The organism is Pseudahrensia aquimaris (assembly GCF_042676045.1).
GTDB classification, from domain to species: domain Bacteria; phylum Pseudomonadota; class Alphaproteobacteria; order Rhizobiales; family Rhizobiaceae; genus Pseudahrensia; species Pseudahrensia aquimaris.
Genome location: NZ_JBHTJV010000010.1, coordinates 69,254 through 87,977 on the forward strand (window position 1 = coordinate 69,254; position 18,724 = coordinate 87,977).

Here is an 18,724-nt window from a genome sequence, read left to right on the forward strand (position 1 = left end):
TGCGATTGTGGTGTGACTCTGGCGACGGCCTCTGCAATACTAGAGATTGAGCCGATAGCTCTCATTCACAATACCGACGGTGTTTCTTCGATCAAAAAGGTTTTGTCTTCGCCATGCGTGCGCTGCTCGTTTTCCTCACGGCCCTTGCTTTGGCTTCCTGCGCCAAAAACGAGGTCATTATGCCATTGGCAGTTGAGGACAGTCGGTTTGCGGACGTTGAAAAAATACACGTCGCAACCCTGCGCGCGCCTTCTGCGCAAGCATTGTCAGTTTTTTCCGGCGACCGCTCTGATGGCCTCAATTTTGCAGAGATGAATGTATCGATCCCGAAAAACCGCGAGCCCGGCACGATCGTCTATCCCCGCGCTGTGGCGAACGTAAAAGAGCAGTTTGCTTCTACGGGCTACGTCACGAACAAAAGTGAAGAACAGTTCGTTGCCTCCATTCGCGCAGAATTGGCCAAGAAACCAGCCGATGAACGTGTGTTGTTCGTTTTCGTGCATGGCTACAACACAAACTTCGCATCTGGTGTGTTCCGTCAGGCACAGATGTTCAAGGACTTCAAGTTTTCCGGCGTCGCGGTGAATTTCTCTTGGGCTTCGGCGGGCAAAACAGGCTTGTATCTATACGATCGGGACAGCGCTCAATTGGCTCGCAGTGGCCTTCGCCGCACGTTGCAATTGCTAGCCAAGACGAATGCGACAAACATCACGCTGGTCGGCCATTCAATGGGTGCATTCGTAACGATGGAGACGCTGCGCGAGATTGGTATTCGCAAAGAAACCCATTTGCTGAAGCGCATCGACACACTGATTTTGGCTTCGCCGGATATCGATCAACGGGTCTTTCGCGATCAATTGTCCAATATCAATCCACTACCGCAACCTTTCGTGATCTTCGTATCGAAAAATGACCGTGCCCTTCAGGCATCCGAGGCGTTGCGTGGTGGTAACGCGCGAGTTGGTAAGGGCGAAAACATCGAGGAACTGCGCGAAGCCGGTATTACCGTGATTGACTTGAGCAATCTTTCGGACGGTCAAGACGCAACCAATCATACGACATTTGCTACCTCGCAAACTCTATTCAAAATGACGGAGTCTGGCGCATTCAGTCGCGATGCCTTGTTGGGCGCTCGCAAGCCTGACACGGCGTTAAAACCAATCGGCGACGGTTTGGGTGCGGTTACAGACCTCGCAGCCGCCATAATCTATCTGCCGGCGAAGGTCGTTGGCGTGCGCTAGCGCAACCTTTGCACGGATGATGCGTTCGTCTTTGTGCTAAGTGCGGGATAATATGCGCGGCAACATAACTTAGACACTGTTTAAGCATGGAAATGAGATTGAGTTGAGGGGTCTAGCAACATCAACGATGATGACCCTACCACATATGTTTACGCGTTGGCCCGAGACAATCCGATTTTGAGCAATAGATGGAAATTTCGACCTGCCCATTTGGGTTTTGCTGTGCTGCTGGGCACAGTTGCGCTGCCGCATCCGGCGTTGGCGCTGGAACTTTTTGGCTATTGCTTGATCGGCAAATGCGAAAGCCAAGCGAATGATGCTGTGGAATTCATTGACCCTCGGTTTTATTCGCTCACTTTCGACGTGGATCCAGATACCCCTGAGAAGGTGCAAGACGCGGTCAAATCATCGTCTCAACTCTGGTTGGGTCGCGATGCAGCAGTCGCCGGAGAAGCGGGGATTATTGCCCGCTCAAAGGGAGACTACCGCCGCATCCTCGCAGCGCTTTATGACAGCGGTTATTATGGCGGCACGATCTCTATTACCGTCAATGGTCGGGAAGCTGCAGATTTACCCGCATTCCAAGAGCTACCCACATCTTCCAACATCGCCGTAACGGTTGAAGCGGGACCAGTTTATCGCTTCTCCAGTGCGGCGGTTGAAAACCGTGCGCCTGAAAATCCTAATCCCGATGACAAGACAATTGATCTGGACGAAACCGGCTACATCGTAGGCGAAGAGGCTAAAGCGGCCTCCATCCGCAAGGCAGGTCGATTGTTCGTCGAGGAATGGCGGCAGCAAGGATATGCTAAGGCCGAAATCGCGGAGCGGGTCGCGACAGCCGTGCATCCGGACAAAGAACTCAATGTCCGCATGCGGATGGCACCCGGTCGACGCGCGTCCTACGGCGATATCACGGTAAGTGGCACAGAGCGGATGGATCCGGACTTTGTGGCCTATATGATTGGTGTAGAGCCCGGCGCGGAATTCGATCCCGATGACCTGGAACGTGCACGTAAGCGGTTGGATCGTCTTGGCGTGTTTTCCAGTCGCAGAATTGAGGAGGCTGCTGAGATCAGCGCTTCCGGACTTTTGCCTCTCAGCGTTATCGTCAACGAACAAAAGCTGCGGCGCATCGGTTTGGGCGCCACTCTGTCCAGTGTAGATGGCATCGGCATTCAAGGATATTGGCTGCATCGCAACCTTTTTGGCAAAGCCGAAAGCCTGCGCTTGGAAGCCAACATTGGTGGTCTCGGCGCAACATTCCAACCCGATGAATTCGACTATTCTTTGGGGGCAACTTTCACAAAACCCGGCTTTTACAATCCGGACACCGATCTCATCTCCAATATCTTTGCCAAGCGAGATTTCAACGAAACCTTCGATGAGACATCCGCTGGCGCATCATTGGGCTTTAAATCGTACTATTCAGACAAGATCACATTGTCGGCTAGCGGCTTTGCGAGCTACGGCAAGTTTGACGACGCGTTCGGAGATCGACGCTTCCTGACGGCAGGCTTTCAGAGCGATATCGTTTACGACGGCCGCGATAGCAAGTTGGATCCAACCGAAGGGTTCTACGCACGCTTTGACGCGCGCCCGTTCTACGAATGGGAATTCGGCAACCCAGCCGCTCGCTTCGAAGCGGAAGCCCGAACTTATTACGATCTCTCGGATGATGGCCGCACCGTTTTGGCTGGTCGCGTTCTCGCAGGCTCAATTGTCGGACAAAGCATTTCTGAAACACCGCCGGACCTTTTGTTCACAGCTGGTGGTGGCAATTCTGTCCGGGGTTACAGCCATAAATCAATCGGTATCGAGCAGGCTGATGGCGATATTAGCGGAGGGCGTTCAGTGCTGGAAACCTCTTTGGAACTGCGTAGAAAGTTCACTGAAACGCTGGGCGCGGTCGCCTTTTTGGATGCCGGAATTGTGGGTGAAGATGCTTTCACCGACTTCTCCAACGATGTGAAATTGGGTGTTGGCGTAGGCTTAAGATACTATACTGGCCTTGGCCCTATTCGACTTGATGTGGCTATGCCGCTTGACCCCGGCAAAGACGATGCTGGTTTCGCGATTTACGCTGGCATCGGGCAGGCATTTTGATGACGACCAACTTCACCCATTTTCTGTTAGCTTTGATCTTCGTGGTCGCCTCCTCTTTTGCTGCGTTTGCGCAAACCGAAGAGGAGAAATCTACGGTCATCAGCTATGTTGAAACTCAACTTTCCGCGCCCAATCGCAAAATTAGTCTCAATGGTCTGAAGGGCGCCTTGTCATCCAACGTTGAGCTAGACTCCATTACGATTTCCGACCAGCGCGGTGTTTGGTTGAAAATTACCAATCCCAAACTGGTCTGGAATCGCTCCGCGCTCTTCCGTGGAAAGCTGGACATCGAGAGCCTGACGGCAGATCGTATCGAGTACTATCGAAAGGCCGATGTCGACGAGAGCCTTCCTTCGCCAGAAGCTTCGTCGTTTGAGCTGCCTCAGCTGCCGGTTGCGGTGGCAATCGATAAGATAGACGTGCCGTTGATTAAGATTGAGCAGTCTGTGTTTGGCCTCGCGGCGGAAGTCTCCGTTTCGGGAAAGGTTGCGCTGGACGATGGCGAGCTTGACTTAGCGGTGTTGGTCAATCGACTGGATGGCCCTCGCGGTCGCTTGAATGCCAATACGAAATACGTTTCCAGCACCCAAACGCTAACACTTGATCTTGATCTGGATGAGCCCGAAAATGGCGTCATCGCGAACCTGCTTGAATTGAAAGACCGCCCACCGGTTTCACTGAAAGTGGTTGGCAACGCCCCAATTTCGGATCTGGTGGTCAGCCTTGCATTCGATGTGACCCAAAAGCGTATCCTAAGCGGTCAATTGAAACTGCAAAAAATCGGCGAAGACTACGAAGCTGTTTCACAACTTTCCGGCCCCATAGCTTCAATCATGTCGCAGGAAGCCGCTTCGCTCTTAGGTGAAGAAAGCCGAGTTAATGCTCGAGCATTGTTTGCTCAATCGGGAGAAATAAGCCTGGAGCAGTTCTCATTGAAAAGCGGTTCGATCCTTCTCAATGCAACAGGAAAACGTCTCGCGGATGGTTTCGTCAGCGCCTTTAACGTCGATGCGCGATTGGCATCGCAGGGACAAGCAAGGGTTTTGCTGCCAACAAAAGATGCCCAGACCTCAGTTGGATCAGCAGCGATCACGTTGAACTATGATGCAGAACGAAACAGTGCGTGGAGCGGCAAGCTCAAGATTAGCAGTTTTCAAAAAGATGACATTCAAATCGAAACCGTCTCTCTTGATGCTGGAGGCACAGTCACTGGCCTCGATCAAACGGCACGCAGTGTCAGTTTCACACTCGATGGTTTGCTAGACGGATTTCAAGCTGCCGATCCAGCGCTCAACAGCGCCGTTGGATCGGCGGTGCGGCTTGCAGGTTCTGGCCAATGGCGCAGCGATGCACCGCTGGAACTACAAGGCCTGCGTATCAGCGGAGACACGTTCCAGTTGGTCTCCACAGGCAGTTTCGCTGAGCGGGCGTTTAACGGTTCGGTTGAATTGCAAGCCCGACGGCTTGCCGCGTTTTCCGCCTTGGTAGAGCGTGACTTGAGCGGCGGTATATCTCTGCGAACTGACGGTAAAGTCTGGCCAATCAGCGGCGCTTTCGATCTCCGCATCAACGGAACAGCCAGTGCTCTCGCCATTGGCGAAGCTCAAATTGACAGACTGCTTGCTGGTGAAACGACATTATCCGGTGGCATCGCCAGAGACGAAGAAGGCTTAAACTTCCGCAATTTGCGCATAGCCAACAGCGAATTTCAAACCGAACTGAAAGGCCGTTTTGGCAACGAAACGTCCAGCATACAAGCGGACGCAAGGCTGCGCGACTTAGCGACCATCACCCCTCGTGGCTCGGGTGAAGTGGCGCTATTGGCACGACTGACTGGTACTAAAAAGCCATTTACCGCGCAGATGCAGGCAACGATGGAGAAGGGCACTTTATCGGGTCGAATGGTTGAGGGCTTATCACTAGCGTTTGAAGGCGAGACCGACTTGGAAACCGTAATTGGTGCCCTTTCATCGTCGGGCTCGCTTGATAGAAAGCCAATCGTCTTGAGAGGTGAAATCGACGCTGGACCGGAAATCGCAAAGATTGAAGACATGAATTTAAGGGTTGGTGACAGCCAGCTTTCAGGCGGGTTGTTGCGCAACGAATTTGGACTCTACGATGCCACTTTGAAGATCGACGCAGGCGACATCAGCGATCTTGCCGCCCTTATAACACTCAACGCGGGTGGTTCTGTCAGAGGGAATATTCAACTCGCAGCTGCCGACGGAAAGCAATCTGGCGAAGCCGATTTGCGCGTGCAGGGTTTTCGCTACGACGGTGCAAGCGTTGCCGATGCCAAAATAGACGCGGTCTTTAAAGACCTGTTCGGAATACCTGCCGCAGACGGCACCATTTCGGCTCAAAATATCTCCGTGTCTGGCGTCAACATCGCCGAGCTTGATGGAACCGTTGCTACATCCGGCGAAACCACGCGTTTCGATATCAATGCAGCAATGAGGCAAAACGCAGCCAGGGTTTCCGCAGCAGGCACTGTAAGTCAGGCCAACAACACCCAAACTATTGCGTTGGAGCGACTGTCAGTAACGTCGAATATCACCGATGCTAGCTTGCTCGCTCCTACCCAAATCGTTGTACGCAATGGTATCGTGCAGTTGGGTGAAGCGAATATCGGTGTCGGCAGTGGTTCGATATTGCTCACTGGACGCGCTGGTTCCCAACTCGCGTTGAGCGCAGATATTCGCAATGTGCCTTTGTCGATCATCAATGCGATCAGACCTGAAACCCGCGCAGCAGGAACACTTTCAGGACAGGTGAATGTGTCAGGCTCCTCGAGCAATCCAAGCGCGCAGTTTGACTTCTCAGGATCTGACATCACAGTGGCGCAGATAGCAGATGCGGGTGTCTCGCCCTTGTCGTTCTCTGCAGTAGGAAGCTACGTCAACAAGGCAATTCGTTTCGACAATGCGCGTGCCCGCAACGGCCAGGATATCAGCTTGAGCGCTAGTGGTAGACTGCCCTTGTCTGGCGATGGGATGGGCCTAACGGTAGATGGAACGTTCCCACTAGCCTTGGCCGAGCGTGCAATCGCAGAGCGGGGCGCAAGCATAAGCGGCACCGGGAAGATCAGCGTTTTCGTAACTGGTTCGCTTCAAGAGCCGGTGGCAAGAGGCTTCATCGAAGCGCGCGGCGCAACGCTGACCGATCCTCTATCGAATTTACGCGTTACAGACATCAACATCCGGGGCGGCATAAGTGGCGATACAGTAACGCTGAGCGAGGCGCGTGGACAATTGGCATCAGGCGGCAGCGTTTCAGCGCGGGGGGATATTGGCCTAGGGCGCGGGTTGCCAGCCAACATCCGCATTGAGCTCAACCGGGCAAAATACACCGACGGACAGACTTTCACGACGACGGCAGATGGCACGCTGACATTATCTGGTGATTTGGCTGCGAACCCATCTCTTGAGGGGACAATCAATCTGATCGAGAGTGAGATTGTGGTGCCAGAGTCGTTCATACAAGACCGTGAACTGCTTGACGTGCGCCACGTGCGGGTGTCTGCTGGCGTGCGCCGGACGCTCGAGCGAGTTAAACGCACAGCACCGGTGGCAAAGCCATCGTCTCGCCCCAGTATTTTGCAGCTTGACCTGACCATCAACGCTCCCAACCGCATTTTTGTGCGCGGTCGCGGACTGGATGCGGAACTGGGAGGGCGTGTTCGGATTGCTGGGTCTGCTGTAAACATCCGTCCCATCGGCAGCTTTCAGCTCTTGCGCGGGCGTTTGTCGATTTTGGGCCAACGCATTGACCTTGATGAAGGCACCATCACACTAGCGGGCGATCTTGATCCACTGCTTGATCTCGTTGCGCGCACTGAGGCAGGCGATGTGACTGCGTTTATCAAGCTCGAAGGTCGGGCTTCCCAATTGGAAGTCACGTTCACATCATCGCCAGAACTGCCGCAAGACGAAGTGCTTGCGCTCATCATTTTTGGACGCGGTTTGGGTGATTTGTCACCTGCGCAAATCGTCAGATTAGCGTCAATTGCCGGAGAACTTACCGGCGGTAACAGCCCTGGTTTGGTGGAAGAAATTCGTCGTGGCACGGGTTTAGACAATCTCGATATCGTTCAGGATTCCGACGGAAACGCGGCCGTAAGAGCAGGGAAATACATCTCTGACAAAGTTTACCTCGGGGTGCAGGCTGGAAAGAACACCGAAGCGACAATCAATCTGGATATCACTGATAACGTCAAGGTGCGCGGTGCTCTCAGCAGCACGGGCGAAAGCAATATCGGCGTATTTTTGGAAAAGAACTACTGATTGCCAATACCCGTATCCGAGACTCCATCGCTACCATTTTCAGACCCCTGCTTGTCATCACAGAGCATATCCAGCAACAGCTGTGCTTGGGCCGACAGCAGATTTCTGTCACGAAATGCAATGCGCAATTGCCGTGTAGCCCAAGGCTCTGCGATATCGACCATCTTTAGCGCAGACCCCGCTAGATAAGGCTCGACGACGCCCCTGGGTAGAATTGCGATACCAAGCCGCGCCTCAACCATTCTCCGGACGCCGTCAAAGCTCATCACCTCTACAATGGTGCGCAGGCGCTTGCCGTTCTTTAACGCGCTGTTTTCCAAATGCGCCTGAATTGAACTGCCCGACTGGAGCCCCACAAAGTTATCATCCATGAGGTCCGTGAGCTTTAACGAGCCTCGTATCGCAAGCCGATGATCTGCTGGAGCGCAGACGACCAAAGTGTCTGTTCGATAGACTAAGGTTTCTAAACCGCTTGCGTCGGTGAAGCCGGAATACAGCCCAAGATCTACCGTCCCGGAGCGCACGCGCTCAATGATTTCAGGGCTGTTGAGTTCAACCAGTTGAATTCGGATCTCGGGGTAGTGCGAGACAAAGCCAGCAAGATCTTCGGGTAGAAATTGGGTGATGGATGATGGGTTGGCTGCGATACGGATAGCGCCCCGCATGCCGCTTGCGTGACTGCCCATTTCAGCATTCAACAGCTCAACCGATTGCCGTATGCGCAGTGCGTGTACCAGAAGATCTTCGCCCGCTGCCGTCAGCGAAACACCACGTCTTTGCCTATGCAGCAGCTTTGCGCCAACAAGTTTCTCCATATCAGAAATTCGCTTGCTGGCCGCTGATGCCACGATGCTGTGGCGTTGCGCTGCGTCGGCAATATTGCCCGTCTCGCTAATCGAGATGAACAGGTCAAGCGAGAAGAGGTCATGGCGCATGCGCGTTTATAATCTGCGGACGCTAAAATGCCTCTCCATAAATTGGCACATCCACATTCCAGTGAACAGGCGGACGCCCCGAAACCGGCGCTTCGAAAACAGGCAGCTTGTTGTCGAGCAAGTTGCCGCAGACAATCTGGTCGAGCGTCTCGTTGCGATAGGCAAGGCTGGCAATGTTTTTCAGCTTCTTGGTCGGTGAGGTATCAAGCTGCGGGCGGCCCATGTCTCCAGCGTCAAAAACAGCCTCCACATCGTCCACCCAAGCATCATCGCGCTCGCCGACGATAACTTCTTGGCTGCCATCGGGCGCGACGCGGATCAACTCGCTTGAAATAATGCATGCCGCCAGCACAGCGCCTTCGCTGTCAATCTCAATTCCGTCCACGAACGCCCCTCGGGGCATTGTGGCGTAAAGCTCAACTTTCCCATGCACGCCTTTCTCATCAAGTCGAATTCGGCTGATGCGTTGGCCCATCGTCTCGGCCACGTAAAGCCAGCCGCCTTCATAATCGAGGCGACATTCATTTGTATAAGCCAGATTTTCGACGACAACTTTCATTTCACCATTCTCGATCACCGCGACATAGCCGTTGGCCGTCTGGCGGTTGTATGCAAGGCTGCGGGGGGAAAATGTGGAGGAAACTGTGATCCAGACTTTGCCCAAATCATCGACGGTTACGAAGTTCACTGGCGGAGATTGATCGGTTTTTGAGCAAGGATGGAGGAGGCGGACGCCGTCAGCATCAAGCTCCAACAGTCCGCCAGCGTCCGAGATATTGGCAACGAGGAAGCTGCCATCATCACGCAGCGCTATGCCGTTTGCCAAAATGGGCAGTCCACCAATTTCCGTGGGTTGAGCTAGCGCATATTGACTGCCATCAGCACAAATTCGAGCCACGCCAAAGCGCTTGTGTGAGCAAAATATATCACCAGCCTTTGTGGTCAAAACACATTCTGGCCGTTCCATTCTGTGGCCGACATAGCTGATTGATCGGGTCATATCGACAACTCCACTTCCTTGCGCAGTTTGTAAGCATCAGTCGTCGTGTCCGCTTCCACATCCTCCCACGTCACGGGTTGGCCTTCAGCCACATTGCGTACCAACTTCACGTTGTGGGCCAGGCCGAGAGGCAGATATCCGCCAGCGACTGACTTCTTGGCTGGGCGCAAGCCACCGGAGACAGTGTATCCACCTTCGCCATCCAACATTTCGCCGGCCTTTAAGTCGCGTTTTGAAATCGCCGCAACATCGCCACGGAACTCGGTGGCAACGCCTGTTGCCTCGCCGCGAATGCCGATGGAAGCGACCGAAATCGGAAGCTCCAGCCCAATGAGGTGCCAACGCTTGTAGTTCACCATGTAGCGGCCTGACGGGTCCGTGACGACTTTGTATTCTTCGAAACAGTTTTTCAGATAGTCCGTATCACCCTCAAAGCAGACCCAAACGCCTTTGCGGATGTCGTGTTCAATCTGGGTGCCGTCTTCGCGCAGACACGAGATCACCTCCACCATACCCTTGTTATCCAGCACACCACCTTCGCTGCGCGGACGGGCGAGCGTCGGCACATCGTCGATAGAACCGGGCGGGAATACCAAGCCTTCCTCAGGCACATCAAGGCCACAACAATTCGCAATCGCAGCGCTTTCGATAGCTGGTTTGGAGCCATCAAGAAAAGCGTTGAACATTTTCGGATTAAGCCGCCCACGTTCCGCTTGTTCCTGAGTTAGCCCCCAAAAATCCCAGATCGTGTCGGGTGTGGACTGTCTGTAGTGCGGCAGCCATTTGTGGCCACGCCCCGCAGCCACAACAGAGAACCCGCAGGCGCGCGCCCAGTCCACAAGATCGGCGGCCAACGCCGGTTGATCGCCATAGGCCATTGAATAAATCACGCCAGCTTCCCGCGCCTTCGTGCCGAAGCCCGGGCCGCAGAAAGCATCCGCCTCCACGGTGACATTGATTACGTGTTTCCTCTGTTTGAAAGCGCCCAGAATGTGGGTCACTGCGGCAATCGGATTGCCTGTGCACTCAATGATGATGTCGATTGCGGGATGGCTGACCAGTGCCTCCCAATCGTCCCCCACATGAGTAGCGCCGTTCTTTGCCGCATCATCAAGAGATCTGGCCGAGTAGCGCTGCTTGTCCCAACCGACGAGGTCGAGATTGGACTTTGCCGTATCCGGTTGCAGATCGCAGATACCAACCACATGAATGCCGCGCTGGCGTTCGGCTTGAGCAAGGAACATCGTGCCAAACTTACCTGCACCGATCATGCCAACGCGGATAGGGTTGCCGTCGCTTTCGCGCTGGGCGAGTAGGGTGGCAAGGTTCATGTCTCATCCTCTCGGGTAAGGCCCGTCCAACGGGCGGTGGATTCATGCTGTAGGAAATCGAAGTCGCAGCCCTCGGGTGCTTGTGTGACGCTGCGAGCGTAAAGTCCGCGATAGCCGCGTGGAGGCGGTGCTGGCTTGGCATGTGCCTCAAGGCGCCGCGCGATTTCTGCGTCATCTACCAAAAGTTCGATACGTTTTTCGCTTACAGAAAGGCGAATACGATCTCCGTTTTCCACGATAGCCAGCGGCCCGCCAGCAGCCGTCTCTGGTGCGATGTGCAGAACAATGGAGCCAAAGGCGGTGCCGGACATGCGGGCATCGGAAATGCGGACAATGTCTTTGACACCCTGTTTTGCCAGTTTTTTAGGAATAGGCAGATAACCGGCTTCCGGCATTCCCGATGCAATGGGACCAGCATTTTTCAGCACCATGATATCGTCTTCAGTGATATCTAAATCAGTGTTGTCGATACGCTGTGACAGGTCTTCGAGGCTTTCGAAAACGACAGCTCGGCCTTCGGTTTCAAACAGGCTCTCGGTCGCTGCGGCGCGTTTGAAGATCGCTCCTTGCGGCGCGATGTTGCCTGAAAGTGCGATCAGACCGCCTTGTGGCGAGACGGGATCGTTAAAGGCCCGGATAACGTTACGGTCCACCCAGTCGAGCGGTTCTTCCAAACGCTCTTCTAGCGTTTGTCCAAGAACATCGACCGTGTCTAGATGCAGAAGTGGCTTCAGCTCGCGCAGCAACGCGCCAACGCCGCCAGCGGCGTGAAAGTCTTCCAGATAACCTTTCCCAACGGGTTTGAGATCGACCAGCACAGGTGTTTCATCGCTGATCGCGTTCAGTTGATCGTCACCAATTCGAATGCCGCGCCGTCCGGCGACTGCCGCCAAATGGATGACAGCATTGGTTGATCCAGATACGGCCATCAAAACACGCATGGCGTTTTCGACGGATTTTTGCGTGATGATTTCTGAAGGCAAAACAGGATGTGTGAGCATCCTGACCGCTGCTGTTCCAGAGGCTTCCGCCCCAACCAAGCGATCTGCGTGGACCGCCGGTATAGCGGCTGTTCCCGGCAGCGACATGCCGAGAACTTCTGCGATGATCGCCATGGTCGACGCAGTGCCCATTACAGCGCACGTTCCCGCGGTGGCTGCCAATCGACCTTCCACGATATCAATCTCTTCTTGGTCCACTTCGCCTGCACGAAACTTGCCCCAGAACCGGCGGCAATCGGTGCAGGCGCCGAGCCGTTCGCCGCGATGATGGCCAGTAGACATAGGGCCAGTGACCAGCTGGATTGCAGGAATGTTCGCGGACGCAGCACCCATCAACTGCGCAGGCACGGTCTTATCGCAGCCACCGATCAGGACAACAGCATCCATAGGCTGCGCGCGCACCATCTCTTCCGTGTCCATCGCCATCAGGTTGCGGTAGACCATTGATGTCGGGTTTAAGAAAACCTCACCCAAGGATGTCGTTGGGAACGCACGCGGCAATGCGCCCGCCGCCAGCACGCCTCGGCTGACGGCTTCAACAAGCTCCGGCATGGTGCGGTGGCAATTGTTGAAGCCCGATGGGGTCATGGCGATACCGATCACCGGCTTGTCCAGCATTTCGCGCGACAGCCCCATCGAGCGGGCAAACGAACGGCGCAGATAAACTGCGAAGTCGCGGTCGCCATAATTGGTCAGCCCGCGTTTGAACCCGTGATCTTCAGCCATCTTTGTGATCCTTTGCGCGAAAGCGCGTGCCCAGCAGTTCCTCAAAAACCAAAATCATCGCTCCCTTGTCTTTGTTCCCATGCCCTTGGGCCAATGCCTGCTGGTAGGTCGCTGTAGCAGCCGCCAGAACAGGGGCGGGGAAGCCATTTTGTGCGGTTAGTTCCGCGCCTGCGATGAGGTCTTTGTAAGCGGCCTCCATCGGATAGCCCTTGTCAAATGTGCCCTGCAGAATGTTGGGCGCGAAGAATTCCGATGCGTAAGAGCGCCCCGTGCCGGAATTGACGATCTCAGTCACCTGCTCAGGGTCAAGACCTAGCTTTGGGGCAATGGGAAGTATTTCGGCCAAAGCAGCGATGTTGATATCGAACAGCAATTGGTTGAACAGCTTTGCCAATTGTCCGGCGCCCACTGGGCCGACATGGAGGATTTTTGAGGCCATCGTCTCCAGTGTGTGACGATGCTTTTCAAGCAAAGCCTGATCACCGCCAACCATCATCGTTAAAGTGCCATCTTCGGCGCGTTTCTGCATGCCTGAAACTGGAGAATCGAGAAATCCAATACCCAACTTGGCGAGCCTTTCGCCCACCCGCACGGTTGATGCGTGGGAGGTTGTTGAAGTGTCAATGACGATTGCGCCAGCTGACAGATGGCCTGCCAGCCCGCCTTCGCCGAACAGAACAGATTCCACCACCTTGCCATTTGGCAAACAACAAATCACCGCGCCGCAATCGGCGAACGCGGAGAACTCGGACACGGTGTTTAGCCCGTCAATCTGACCGCCCTTGCGGTCCAGCGCGGTGAGGTTCACCTGCTTGGCCATGCGGCGTGCCATCGGTAGCCCCATTTGCCCTAGACCGACAAAGCCCCAATGTATGGCTCCGCTCATCCTTCCAGCATCCGCATACGCTTGCCATCGCGCTTTGCGAGCCAGACTGACAAGATCAAAAAGCCAAGCGTAAGAATGTAGAGAACGATTGAAATCGGGCTGCTGAAGAAGATGGTCCAGTCGCCGTCAGAGATCGACAGTGAGCGGCGTAGATTTCGCTCCATGTCGCCGCCCAGCAACAGGCCAAGAACCATTGGCACAAGTGAGAAATCGAGTTTGCGCAAAATATAACCCAATACGCCGAAGCCGATCATGACTTGCAGATCGAAGGTTGAATTCGAGATTGAAAACACCCCCACGAAACTCACCGCAGCGACGATTGGCATCAGCGCCCAAGTCGGCACCGCCATCAATCGCGCAAATATGCCGATTAGGGGCAGGTTGAGCAGAAGCAGCATGACGTTGGCCATATAGAGCGAGGCGACAAGGCCCCAGACAAGCTCTGGCTGGCGTTCAAACAGCAGCGGGCCGGGCTGCACGTTGAGCGAGATCAACATGGCGAGCATCACAGCCGTTGTGCCGGAACCGGGGACGCCAAGCGACAACATAGGGATGAGCGCACCGCCAGATGCGGCGTTGTTGCCAGCTTCAGGCGCAGCAACGCCGCGCGGGTCGCCTTTGCCGAATGTATCATCTTGGTTCGACTTCTGCTTTTCCATTGAATAGGACATTACCGCCCCAAGCGATGCGCCCGCCCCGGGCAGAACACCGGCGACAAAGCCAATCACTGAGCCCCGCGCCATAGCCCATGAGGTGGAAAAGACGACACGGAAATCTGGCATCCAACTTTTAATGCGAACGGCATCGGGCCGGTTTTTGATCGTCTGCTCCAGCAAAATCAAAATCTCGGAAATAGCGAAGAGGCCGACCAGAGCGACAATGGGTTCGATGCCGTCAAACAGATGATAGTTGCCACCCGTATACCGCGGCACCCCGGAAATGGGGTCGATACCCACGGCGGCGATCATGAGACCGATCATTGCCGATAAAAGGGTCTTGCGCGGGTCCACGCCTGCTACGCCGCCGATTGTCGCAAAGGCGAGAATATAAAGCGCGAAGTAATCGGCCGGTCCGAAGTGAATTGCAGCTCGCGCCAGCAGCGGCGCAAACAGCGATAAGCCGATAATGGCAACTGTTGCGCCTACAAAAGAGGCGACGCCGGAGATTGCCAATGCGTTCGCGGCTTGTCCCTGCTGGGCCATAGGATAACCGTCAAGCGTGGTCATCACCGCCGGTTCGTCGCCGGGGATATTCAGCAAGATTGACGATATTCGCCCACCATACATGCAGCCAAAATATACGGCTGACAGCAGGATCAATGATGATGTTGCATCAAGGCCAAACGCAAAGGTGAGCGGGATGAGAATTGCCACGCCGTTCACCGGCCCAAGGCCCGGCATTGCACCGATGACTGTTCCGGCCAGACAGCCAAACATCAAGAGGGAAAGGTTCAAAGGCGTCAGCGCTACGCCGAAGCCAACACCCAAAAGGGAAAGCGTTTCCATGACAGCGAATGATCCCCAGAGTTCCTCTACTTCAACGCAGAACTGCGCTGCAGACTATTTGAACCAAGCGCCCAGAAAGGCGAGCGGTAGCCCTAGAATTTGGTCGAACAGCACCCATAGCGAAAGCGACATGACCGCACCAAGCAATAGCGCTTTTTTTGGCGGACCGCCGAGAACGGCCGCAAGCGCACTGATCAAACCGAACGTTGCGATTGGAAAGCCAAGCGGTTTCAGCAGCATCGAATAAGCGATTAAGACTGCCAACGCTCCCACTTGTTGCGCGATGCGTCTTGGCTCGGGCCAAGTGACTTCACCCGATGGAAAGATGACCATTGAAGCGGCAAGCAACATGGTGGGAATGCCCACCAGAAGCGGAAAGATCGTTGGCCCAAGCGGATCACCGAACGACGTCGTGTAGCTCTGTCCTACCCAAGCGAAAAACGCCGCGACCAAAAAGATCGCGGCGCCTCCAAGTCGTATGCTCATTTAAGCACGCCGATGTCGCGGGAAATGTCGGCGGTGACTTTTTCCTGCTCGCGGACATAGGCTTCGAAATCCGCTCCGCCGCGCCACACGGGCACTAGGCCAAAATCGGTAGCCGCTTTCTGCCATTGGGGCGAATCGTAGAGGGTTTTCAGCTTGGTGACCCACTCATTATAATCCTCGTCAGAAACTTTGCCGCCAGTGTAAAGGCCGCGCCAGTTATAGCCCGTCACGTTGATGCCAAGCGACTTGGCCGTTGGCACATCCGCAAATGCCGGAATTGGCTCGTCCGAAAGCGCAGCCAGCAACCTGATGTCACCAGACTCAACAAAGCCGGCAATCTCGGAAATGTCGGTAGAGACAACATCAACCTGTCCGCCAATCATCTGAGTGACAGCGTCTGTGCCCCCATCAAATTGCACCCAGCGAAGATCACCGAGTTTTTCCAGACCGGCTTCGCGGGCAACCATCAAAAGGCGGATATGGTCCCAGCCACCAACGGAGGATGAACCTGCTGTGACGAGCGAGCCAGGTTCAGCCGCCATCTTCTTGTTGAGATCGTCTAGCGTCTTGATGGGGCTGTCGGCCTTAACGGCAATCACACCAACATCAGCACCGAGCATAGCAAGATAGCGCATAGCATCCAGTGGCGCGGGGTATCGACCTTGCGCGATCTGCGTGATGCCGACCGTAGATGTAGCCACAATCAGATCGGCGTCATCGGGGCGTTCAGCGTTGACCATAGCATAGGTTACTGCGCCCACACCGCCTGGCATGTTCGTTGTTTGCACATTGCCCTCAACCAGTTTCAGTTCGGTCAAAATCCGGCCAATGGTGCGGCAGGTAAAGTCCCAACCGCCTCCAGGGTTTGACGGAGCAATGCACTCAGTTGCCTGAGCCGGGGTCGTAATGGTTGCCGTTGCGCTGAACGCGGAAAGTGCGAGCGCGGCAGCGGCGAGTTTCAAGGTAAATCTACGAGCGAGATACATCATAATTCCTCCCAGAATTGTTTTCTCAAAAGCCAGAGTGATGGACTTTCGTCACATTTAGTAGCGGTATTTCGAGAGCAATGCCATCACGTATTGCGATGGCTGAAAGCAAAATTGCGATGACAGCTTGCATTGCGCACGGTTTTGAAGAACCGCGCGTTGTCTACCCGGGATTTGCCAAGCTAGAAAAAGTCACAACGCATAGTCCAGCTTCCGTTCTGTTTGTTGCGAAACAGATAGATTGACCCGCCATCCCCAAAGCCGATGTTTCCCTTCTGTGTGGAATCGATCTGCAGCACAAAGTCCTCTTCCGAATCCGCTCCCCGCCATTGCGAACCATGAATCCACGTAGGCCAACCGCCGATCTTGACCGGATGAATGGCTTGCAGCTCGCTCGCGTGAACATAAACTGGGTTGTCAAAGAACCACCGCGATGTATCAAACCAAGCCACCCGGCTCGGTACCAAGTGGGAGAAATCTTCCCCTGATGGCTGTTGCGGTACGGGTTCATTCCAACGGACTGGAAAAGTCGGAATGGCGTTATTTTCGCGATATCCCGGACCCAACGGTACAAGTTCATCCAACGAAGAAAACGTGGAAACGACGAAATCCTCCCCTTCAACAGGATGGAAGATATTTCCATCCAGATCGAGCCAAAGCGTCAACAGAGCAATGTTTTCCAAGCCCGGCACTGCCGTGCCGATTTCATCCATCCGTACTTGCAGAATTGGCTGCATGGGCTTGCGGTTTTTGCCTTGCGGCACTTCGTCTTCCGCGCTTCCCAAGGCACAACCGCCCCACCAACTTGCGTGTCTGTTTGACGGATCGGGACGCACACCACCAAGTTCGCCAAATACGGCTGGCCTCAGAGCCTCATGCAGCGCGCGGTTTGCAGTTGCCGCTTCCGTGGGGCTTGGCGACACTTTGGTTTTCGGCACACGCCCCATCGCATTGAGGGCCCGACCGCGCAGGTGTTTAAGCCAGCTCGTGCGAAGTGGAGGAATGTTTGAAGCGGCCATTCAGTTTTGTCTTTAATAGCTGCGCGGCAGTTCCAGAACGTGCTGGCCCAAATATCCCAAAATCATGTTTTTCGATATGGGAGCAGTCTGATAAAGCCGTGCCTCGCGCCACTTGCGCTCGATGCCGTATTCGCGGGCAAAAGCGAAGCCGCCATAGACTTGCATGCACGTTTCGGCTGCGGCCCACGAAGCGTCTGCCGCCAGCAATTTGGCCATGTTAGCCTCGGCCGCTGCGCGGTGGCCGCCCTCAAACAAGGCGGCGGCTTTGGTGACCATCAGTTCGGCTGCTTGCGCCTGCGCATAGGCCTGAGCGATCGGAAACTGAATGCCTTGGTTGGCGCCAATGGGCTTGCCAAATACAACGCGGTCGGTGGCGTATTCCACGGCTTTGCGGATGAAGAATTTGGCGTCGCCAATGCACTCGTAAGCGATGAGAATGCGCTCGGCGTTCATGGAGTCGACGATGTATTTGAAGCCCTTGCCTTCTTCACCCACCAAAGTATCTGCTGGAATTTCGAGATTCTCGAAAAACACTTCGCATGTGTTGTGATTGATCATCGCGTCGATTTTTGAAAGCGACAAACCGTTGCCTTTGGCTTCGTTCATGTCGAGCAAAAATGTCGATAGCCCGTCTGAACGACGGGTTACATCAGCGGTTGGCGTGGTACGGGCGAGAAGCAGCATGAGGTCGCTCTCGAACGCGCGGCTGGTCCAGACTTTCTGCCCGTTGATAACGTAATTTCCCGCCGCGTTCTTCTCTGCGCGGGTTTTCAACTGAGTCGTGTCACTGCCTGTGGTTGGCTCTGTTACGCCGAACGCTTGCAGCCGGATCTCGCCGCTGGCGATACCCGGCAGGTATTTCTGCTTCTGCTCGTCAGAGCCGTATTTGAGCACAGTGCCCATAGTGTACATCTGCGCGTGACAAGCGGCGGCGTTGCAGCCCCGTTCGTGAATGGTTTCCAAAACAGCACCCGCAGCGGAAAGCGGCAGGCCAGAGCCCCCGTACTCTTCGGGTATCAAGGCGCCGAGAAAGCCTGACTCGGTGAGCGTGCGCACGAAGTCGTGCGGATAGCTGTCGTCTTTATCCAGTTTCAGCCAATATTCATTGGGGAAGTCTTCGCAAAGTCGCGCCACGCCTTCGCGAATGTCGGCCCAAGGCTGACCAGCGGGCAGAGTGATTTCGTCGATGTCTATCGGCTGCATAATACTATCCTGTTTG

At 54.8% G+C, this 18,724-nt stretch carries 13 protein-coding genes; 3 read left to right on the top strand and 10 right to left on the bottom strand.

Translation table 11 applies throughout. The annotated features are described in order from the left end of the window. Positions 1-113: 113 nt before the first annotated feature. The 3 genes from ACFQ14_RS12135 to ACFQ14_RS12145 all read left to right on the top strand — a co-directional run bounded on the left by ACFQ14_RS12135 (position 114) and on the right by ACFQ14_RS12145 (position 7,630). The gene (locus ACFQ14_RS12135; RefSeq protein WP_377213019.1) at positions 114-1,241 is read left to right on the top strand and encodes an alpha/beta hydrolase; all 1,128 of its coding nucleotides are present in this window, start codon (positions 114-116) and stop codon (positions 1,239-1,241) included. A gap of 177 nt (positions 1,242-1,418) precedes the next feature. After that, positions 1,419-3,347 carry an autotransporter assembly complex protein TamA gene (locus ACFQ14_RS12140; protein WP_377213020.1) on the top strand — a complete coding sequence of 643 codons (1,929 nt, stop codon included), beginning with the start codon at positions 1,419-1,421 and terminating at the stop codon, positions 3,345-3,347. Then, the gene (locus ACFQ14_RS12145) at positions 3,347-7,630 is read left to right on the top strand and encodes a translocation/assembly module TamB domain-containing protein (protein WP_377213021.1); all 4,284 of its coding nucleotides are present in this window, start codon (positions 3,347-3,349) and stop codon (positions 7,628-7,630) included. Before ACFQ14_RS12140 ends, ACFQ14_RS12145 begins: the two co-directional genes overlap by 1 nt. Here the strand turns inward: ACFQ14_RS12145 and ACFQ14_RS12150 are convergent. The 10 genes from ACFQ14_RS12150 to ACFQ14_RS12195 all read right to left on the bottom strand — a co-directional run bounded on the left by ACFQ14_RS12150 (position 7,624) and on the right by ACFQ14_RS12195 (position 18,708). After that, on the bottom strand, positions 7,624-8,565 hold the full coding sequence (locus tag ACFQ14_RS12150; protein WP_377213022.1) for a LysR family transcriptional regulator: 942 nt from the start codon (positions 8,563-8,565) through the stop codon (positions 7,624-7,626). The two genes, ACFQ14_RS12145 and ACFQ14_RS12150, sit on opposite strands and share 7 nt — an antisense overlap. 22 nt (positions 8,566-8,587) lie before the next feature. After that, entirely contained in the window at positions 8,588-9,565 is a 978-nt protein-coding gene (locus tag ACFQ14_RS12155; protein WP_377213023.1) for an SMP-30/gluconolactonase/LRE family protein, read from the bottom strand. After that, the gene (locus tag ACFQ14_RS12160; protein WP_377213024.1) at positions 9,562-10,896 is read right to left on the bottom strand and encodes an NAD(P)H-dependent oxidoreductase; all 1,335 of its coding nucleotides are present in this window, start codon (positions 10,894-10,896) and stop codon (positions 9,562-9,564) included. Before ACFQ14_RS12160 ends, ACFQ14_RS12155 begins: the two co-directional genes overlap by 4 nt. Further along, complete coding sequence (locus ACFQ14_RS12165) at positions 10,893-12,623, bottom strand: dihydroxy-acid dehydratase (RefSeq protein WP_377213025.1); 1,731 nt, start codon at positions 12,621-12,623, stop codon at positions 10,893-10,895. Before ACFQ14_RS12165 ends, ACFQ14_RS12160 begins: the two co-directional genes overlap by 4 nt. Next, positions 12,616-13,509: an NAD(P)-dependent oxidoreductase gene (locus ACFQ14_RS12170; protein WP_377213026.1), complete on the bottom strand. Its 894-nt coding sequence runs from the start codon at positions 13,507-13,509 to the stop codon at positions 12,616-12,618. Before ACFQ14_RS12170 ends, ACFQ14_RS12165 begins: the two co-directional genes overlap by 8 nt. Then, a complete protein-coding gene (locus ACFQ14_RS12175) occupies positions 13,506-15,014 on the bottom strand; it encodes a tripartite tricarboxylate transporter permease (RefSeq protein ID WP_377213027.1) in 1,509 nt (502 codons plus the stop codon). The genes ACFQ14_RS12170 and ACFQ14_RS12175 overlap by 4 nt, the downstream gene beginning before the upstream one ends. A 54-nt stretch (positions 15,015-15,068) precedes the next feature. Beyond that, positions 15,069-15,500, bottom strand: a complete 432-nt coding sequence (locus ACFQ14_RS12180) for a tripartite tricarboxylate transporter TctB family protein (RefSeq protein WP_377213028.1) — start codon at positions 15,498-15,500, stop codon at positions 15,069-15,071. Continuing rightward, positions 15,497-16,489 (bottom strand): Bug family tripartite tricarboxylate transporter substrate binding protein, encoded by a 993-nt coding sequence (locus tag ACFQ14_RS12185; RefSeq protein WP_377213029.1) that lies wholly within the window; start codon positions 16,487-16,489, stop codon positions 15,497-15,499. Before ACFQ14_RS12185 ends, ACFQ14_RS12180 begins: the two co-directional genes overlap by 4 nt. Before the next feature lie 179 nt (positions 16,490-16,668). After that, complete coding sequence (locus ACFQ14_RS12190; RefSeq protein ID WP_377213030.1) at positions 16,669-17,505, bottom strand: DUF1963 domain-containing protein; 837 nt, start codon at positions 17,503-17,505, stop codon at positions 16,669-16,671. 12 nt (positions 17,506-17,517) lie between these two features. Beyond that, the gene (locus ACFQ14_RS12195) at positions 17,518-18,708 is read right to left on the bottom strand and encodes an acyl-CoA dehydrogenase family protein (protein ID WP_377213031.1); all 1,191 of its coding nucleotides are present in this window, start codon (positions 18,706-18,708) and stop codon (positions 17,518-17,520) included. Between the last annotated feature and the right edge of the window lie 16 nt (positions 18,709-18,724).

Bases quoted from the DNA above. Each gene is read 5' to 3' on its own strand.
- ACFQ14_RS12135 (WP_377213019.1), top strand. From the start codon at position 114: ATGCGTGCGCTGCTCGTTTTCCTCACGGCCCTTGCTTTGGCTTCCTGC.
- ACFQ14_RS12145 (WP_377213021.1), top strand. From the start codon at position 3,347: ATGACGACCAACTTCACCCATTTTCTGTTAGCTTTGATCTTCGTGGTC.
- ACFQ14_RS12150 (WP_377213022.1), bottom strand. From the start codon at position 8,565: ATGCGCCATGACCTCTTCTCGCTTGACCTGTTCATCTCGATTAGCGAG.
- ACFQ14_RS12155 (WP_377213023.1), bottom strand. From the start codon at position 9,565: ATGACCCGATCAATCAGCTATGTCGGCCACAGAATGGAACGGCCAGAA.
- ACFQ14_RS12160 (WP_377213024.1), bottom strand. From the start codon at position 10,896: ATGAACCTTGCCACCCTACTCGCCCAGCGCGAAAGCGACGGCAACCCT.
- ACFQ14_RS12165 (WP_377213025.1), bottom strand. From the start codon at position 12,623: ATGGCTGAAGATCACGGGTTCAAACGCGGGCTGACCAATTATGGCGAC.
- ACFQ14_RS12170 (WP_377213026.1), bottom strand. From the start codon at position 13,509: ATGAGCGGAGCCATACATTGGGGCTTTGTCGGTCTAGGGCAAATGGGG.
- ACFQ14_RS12175 (WP_377213027.1), bottom strand. From the start codon at position 15,014: ATGGAAACGCTTTCCCTTTTGGGTGTTGGCTTCGGCGTAGCGCTGACG.
- ACFQ14_RS12180 (WP_377213028.1), bottom strand. From the start codon at position 15,500: ATGAGCATACGACTTGGAGGCGCCGCGATCTTTTTGGTCGCGGCGTTT.
- ACFQ14_RS12185 (WP_377213029.1), bottom strand. From the start codon at position 16,489: ATGATGTATCTCGCTCGTAGATTTACCTTGAAACTCGCCGCTGCCGCG.
- ACFQ14_RS12190 (WP_377213030.1), bottom strand. From the start codon at position 17,505: ATGGCCGCTTCAAACATTCCTCCACTTCGCACGAGCTGGCTTAAACAC.
- ACFQ14_RS12195 (WP_377213031.1), bottom strand. From the start codon at position 18,708: ATGCAGCCGATAGACATCGACGAAATCACTCTGCCCGCTGGTCAGCCT.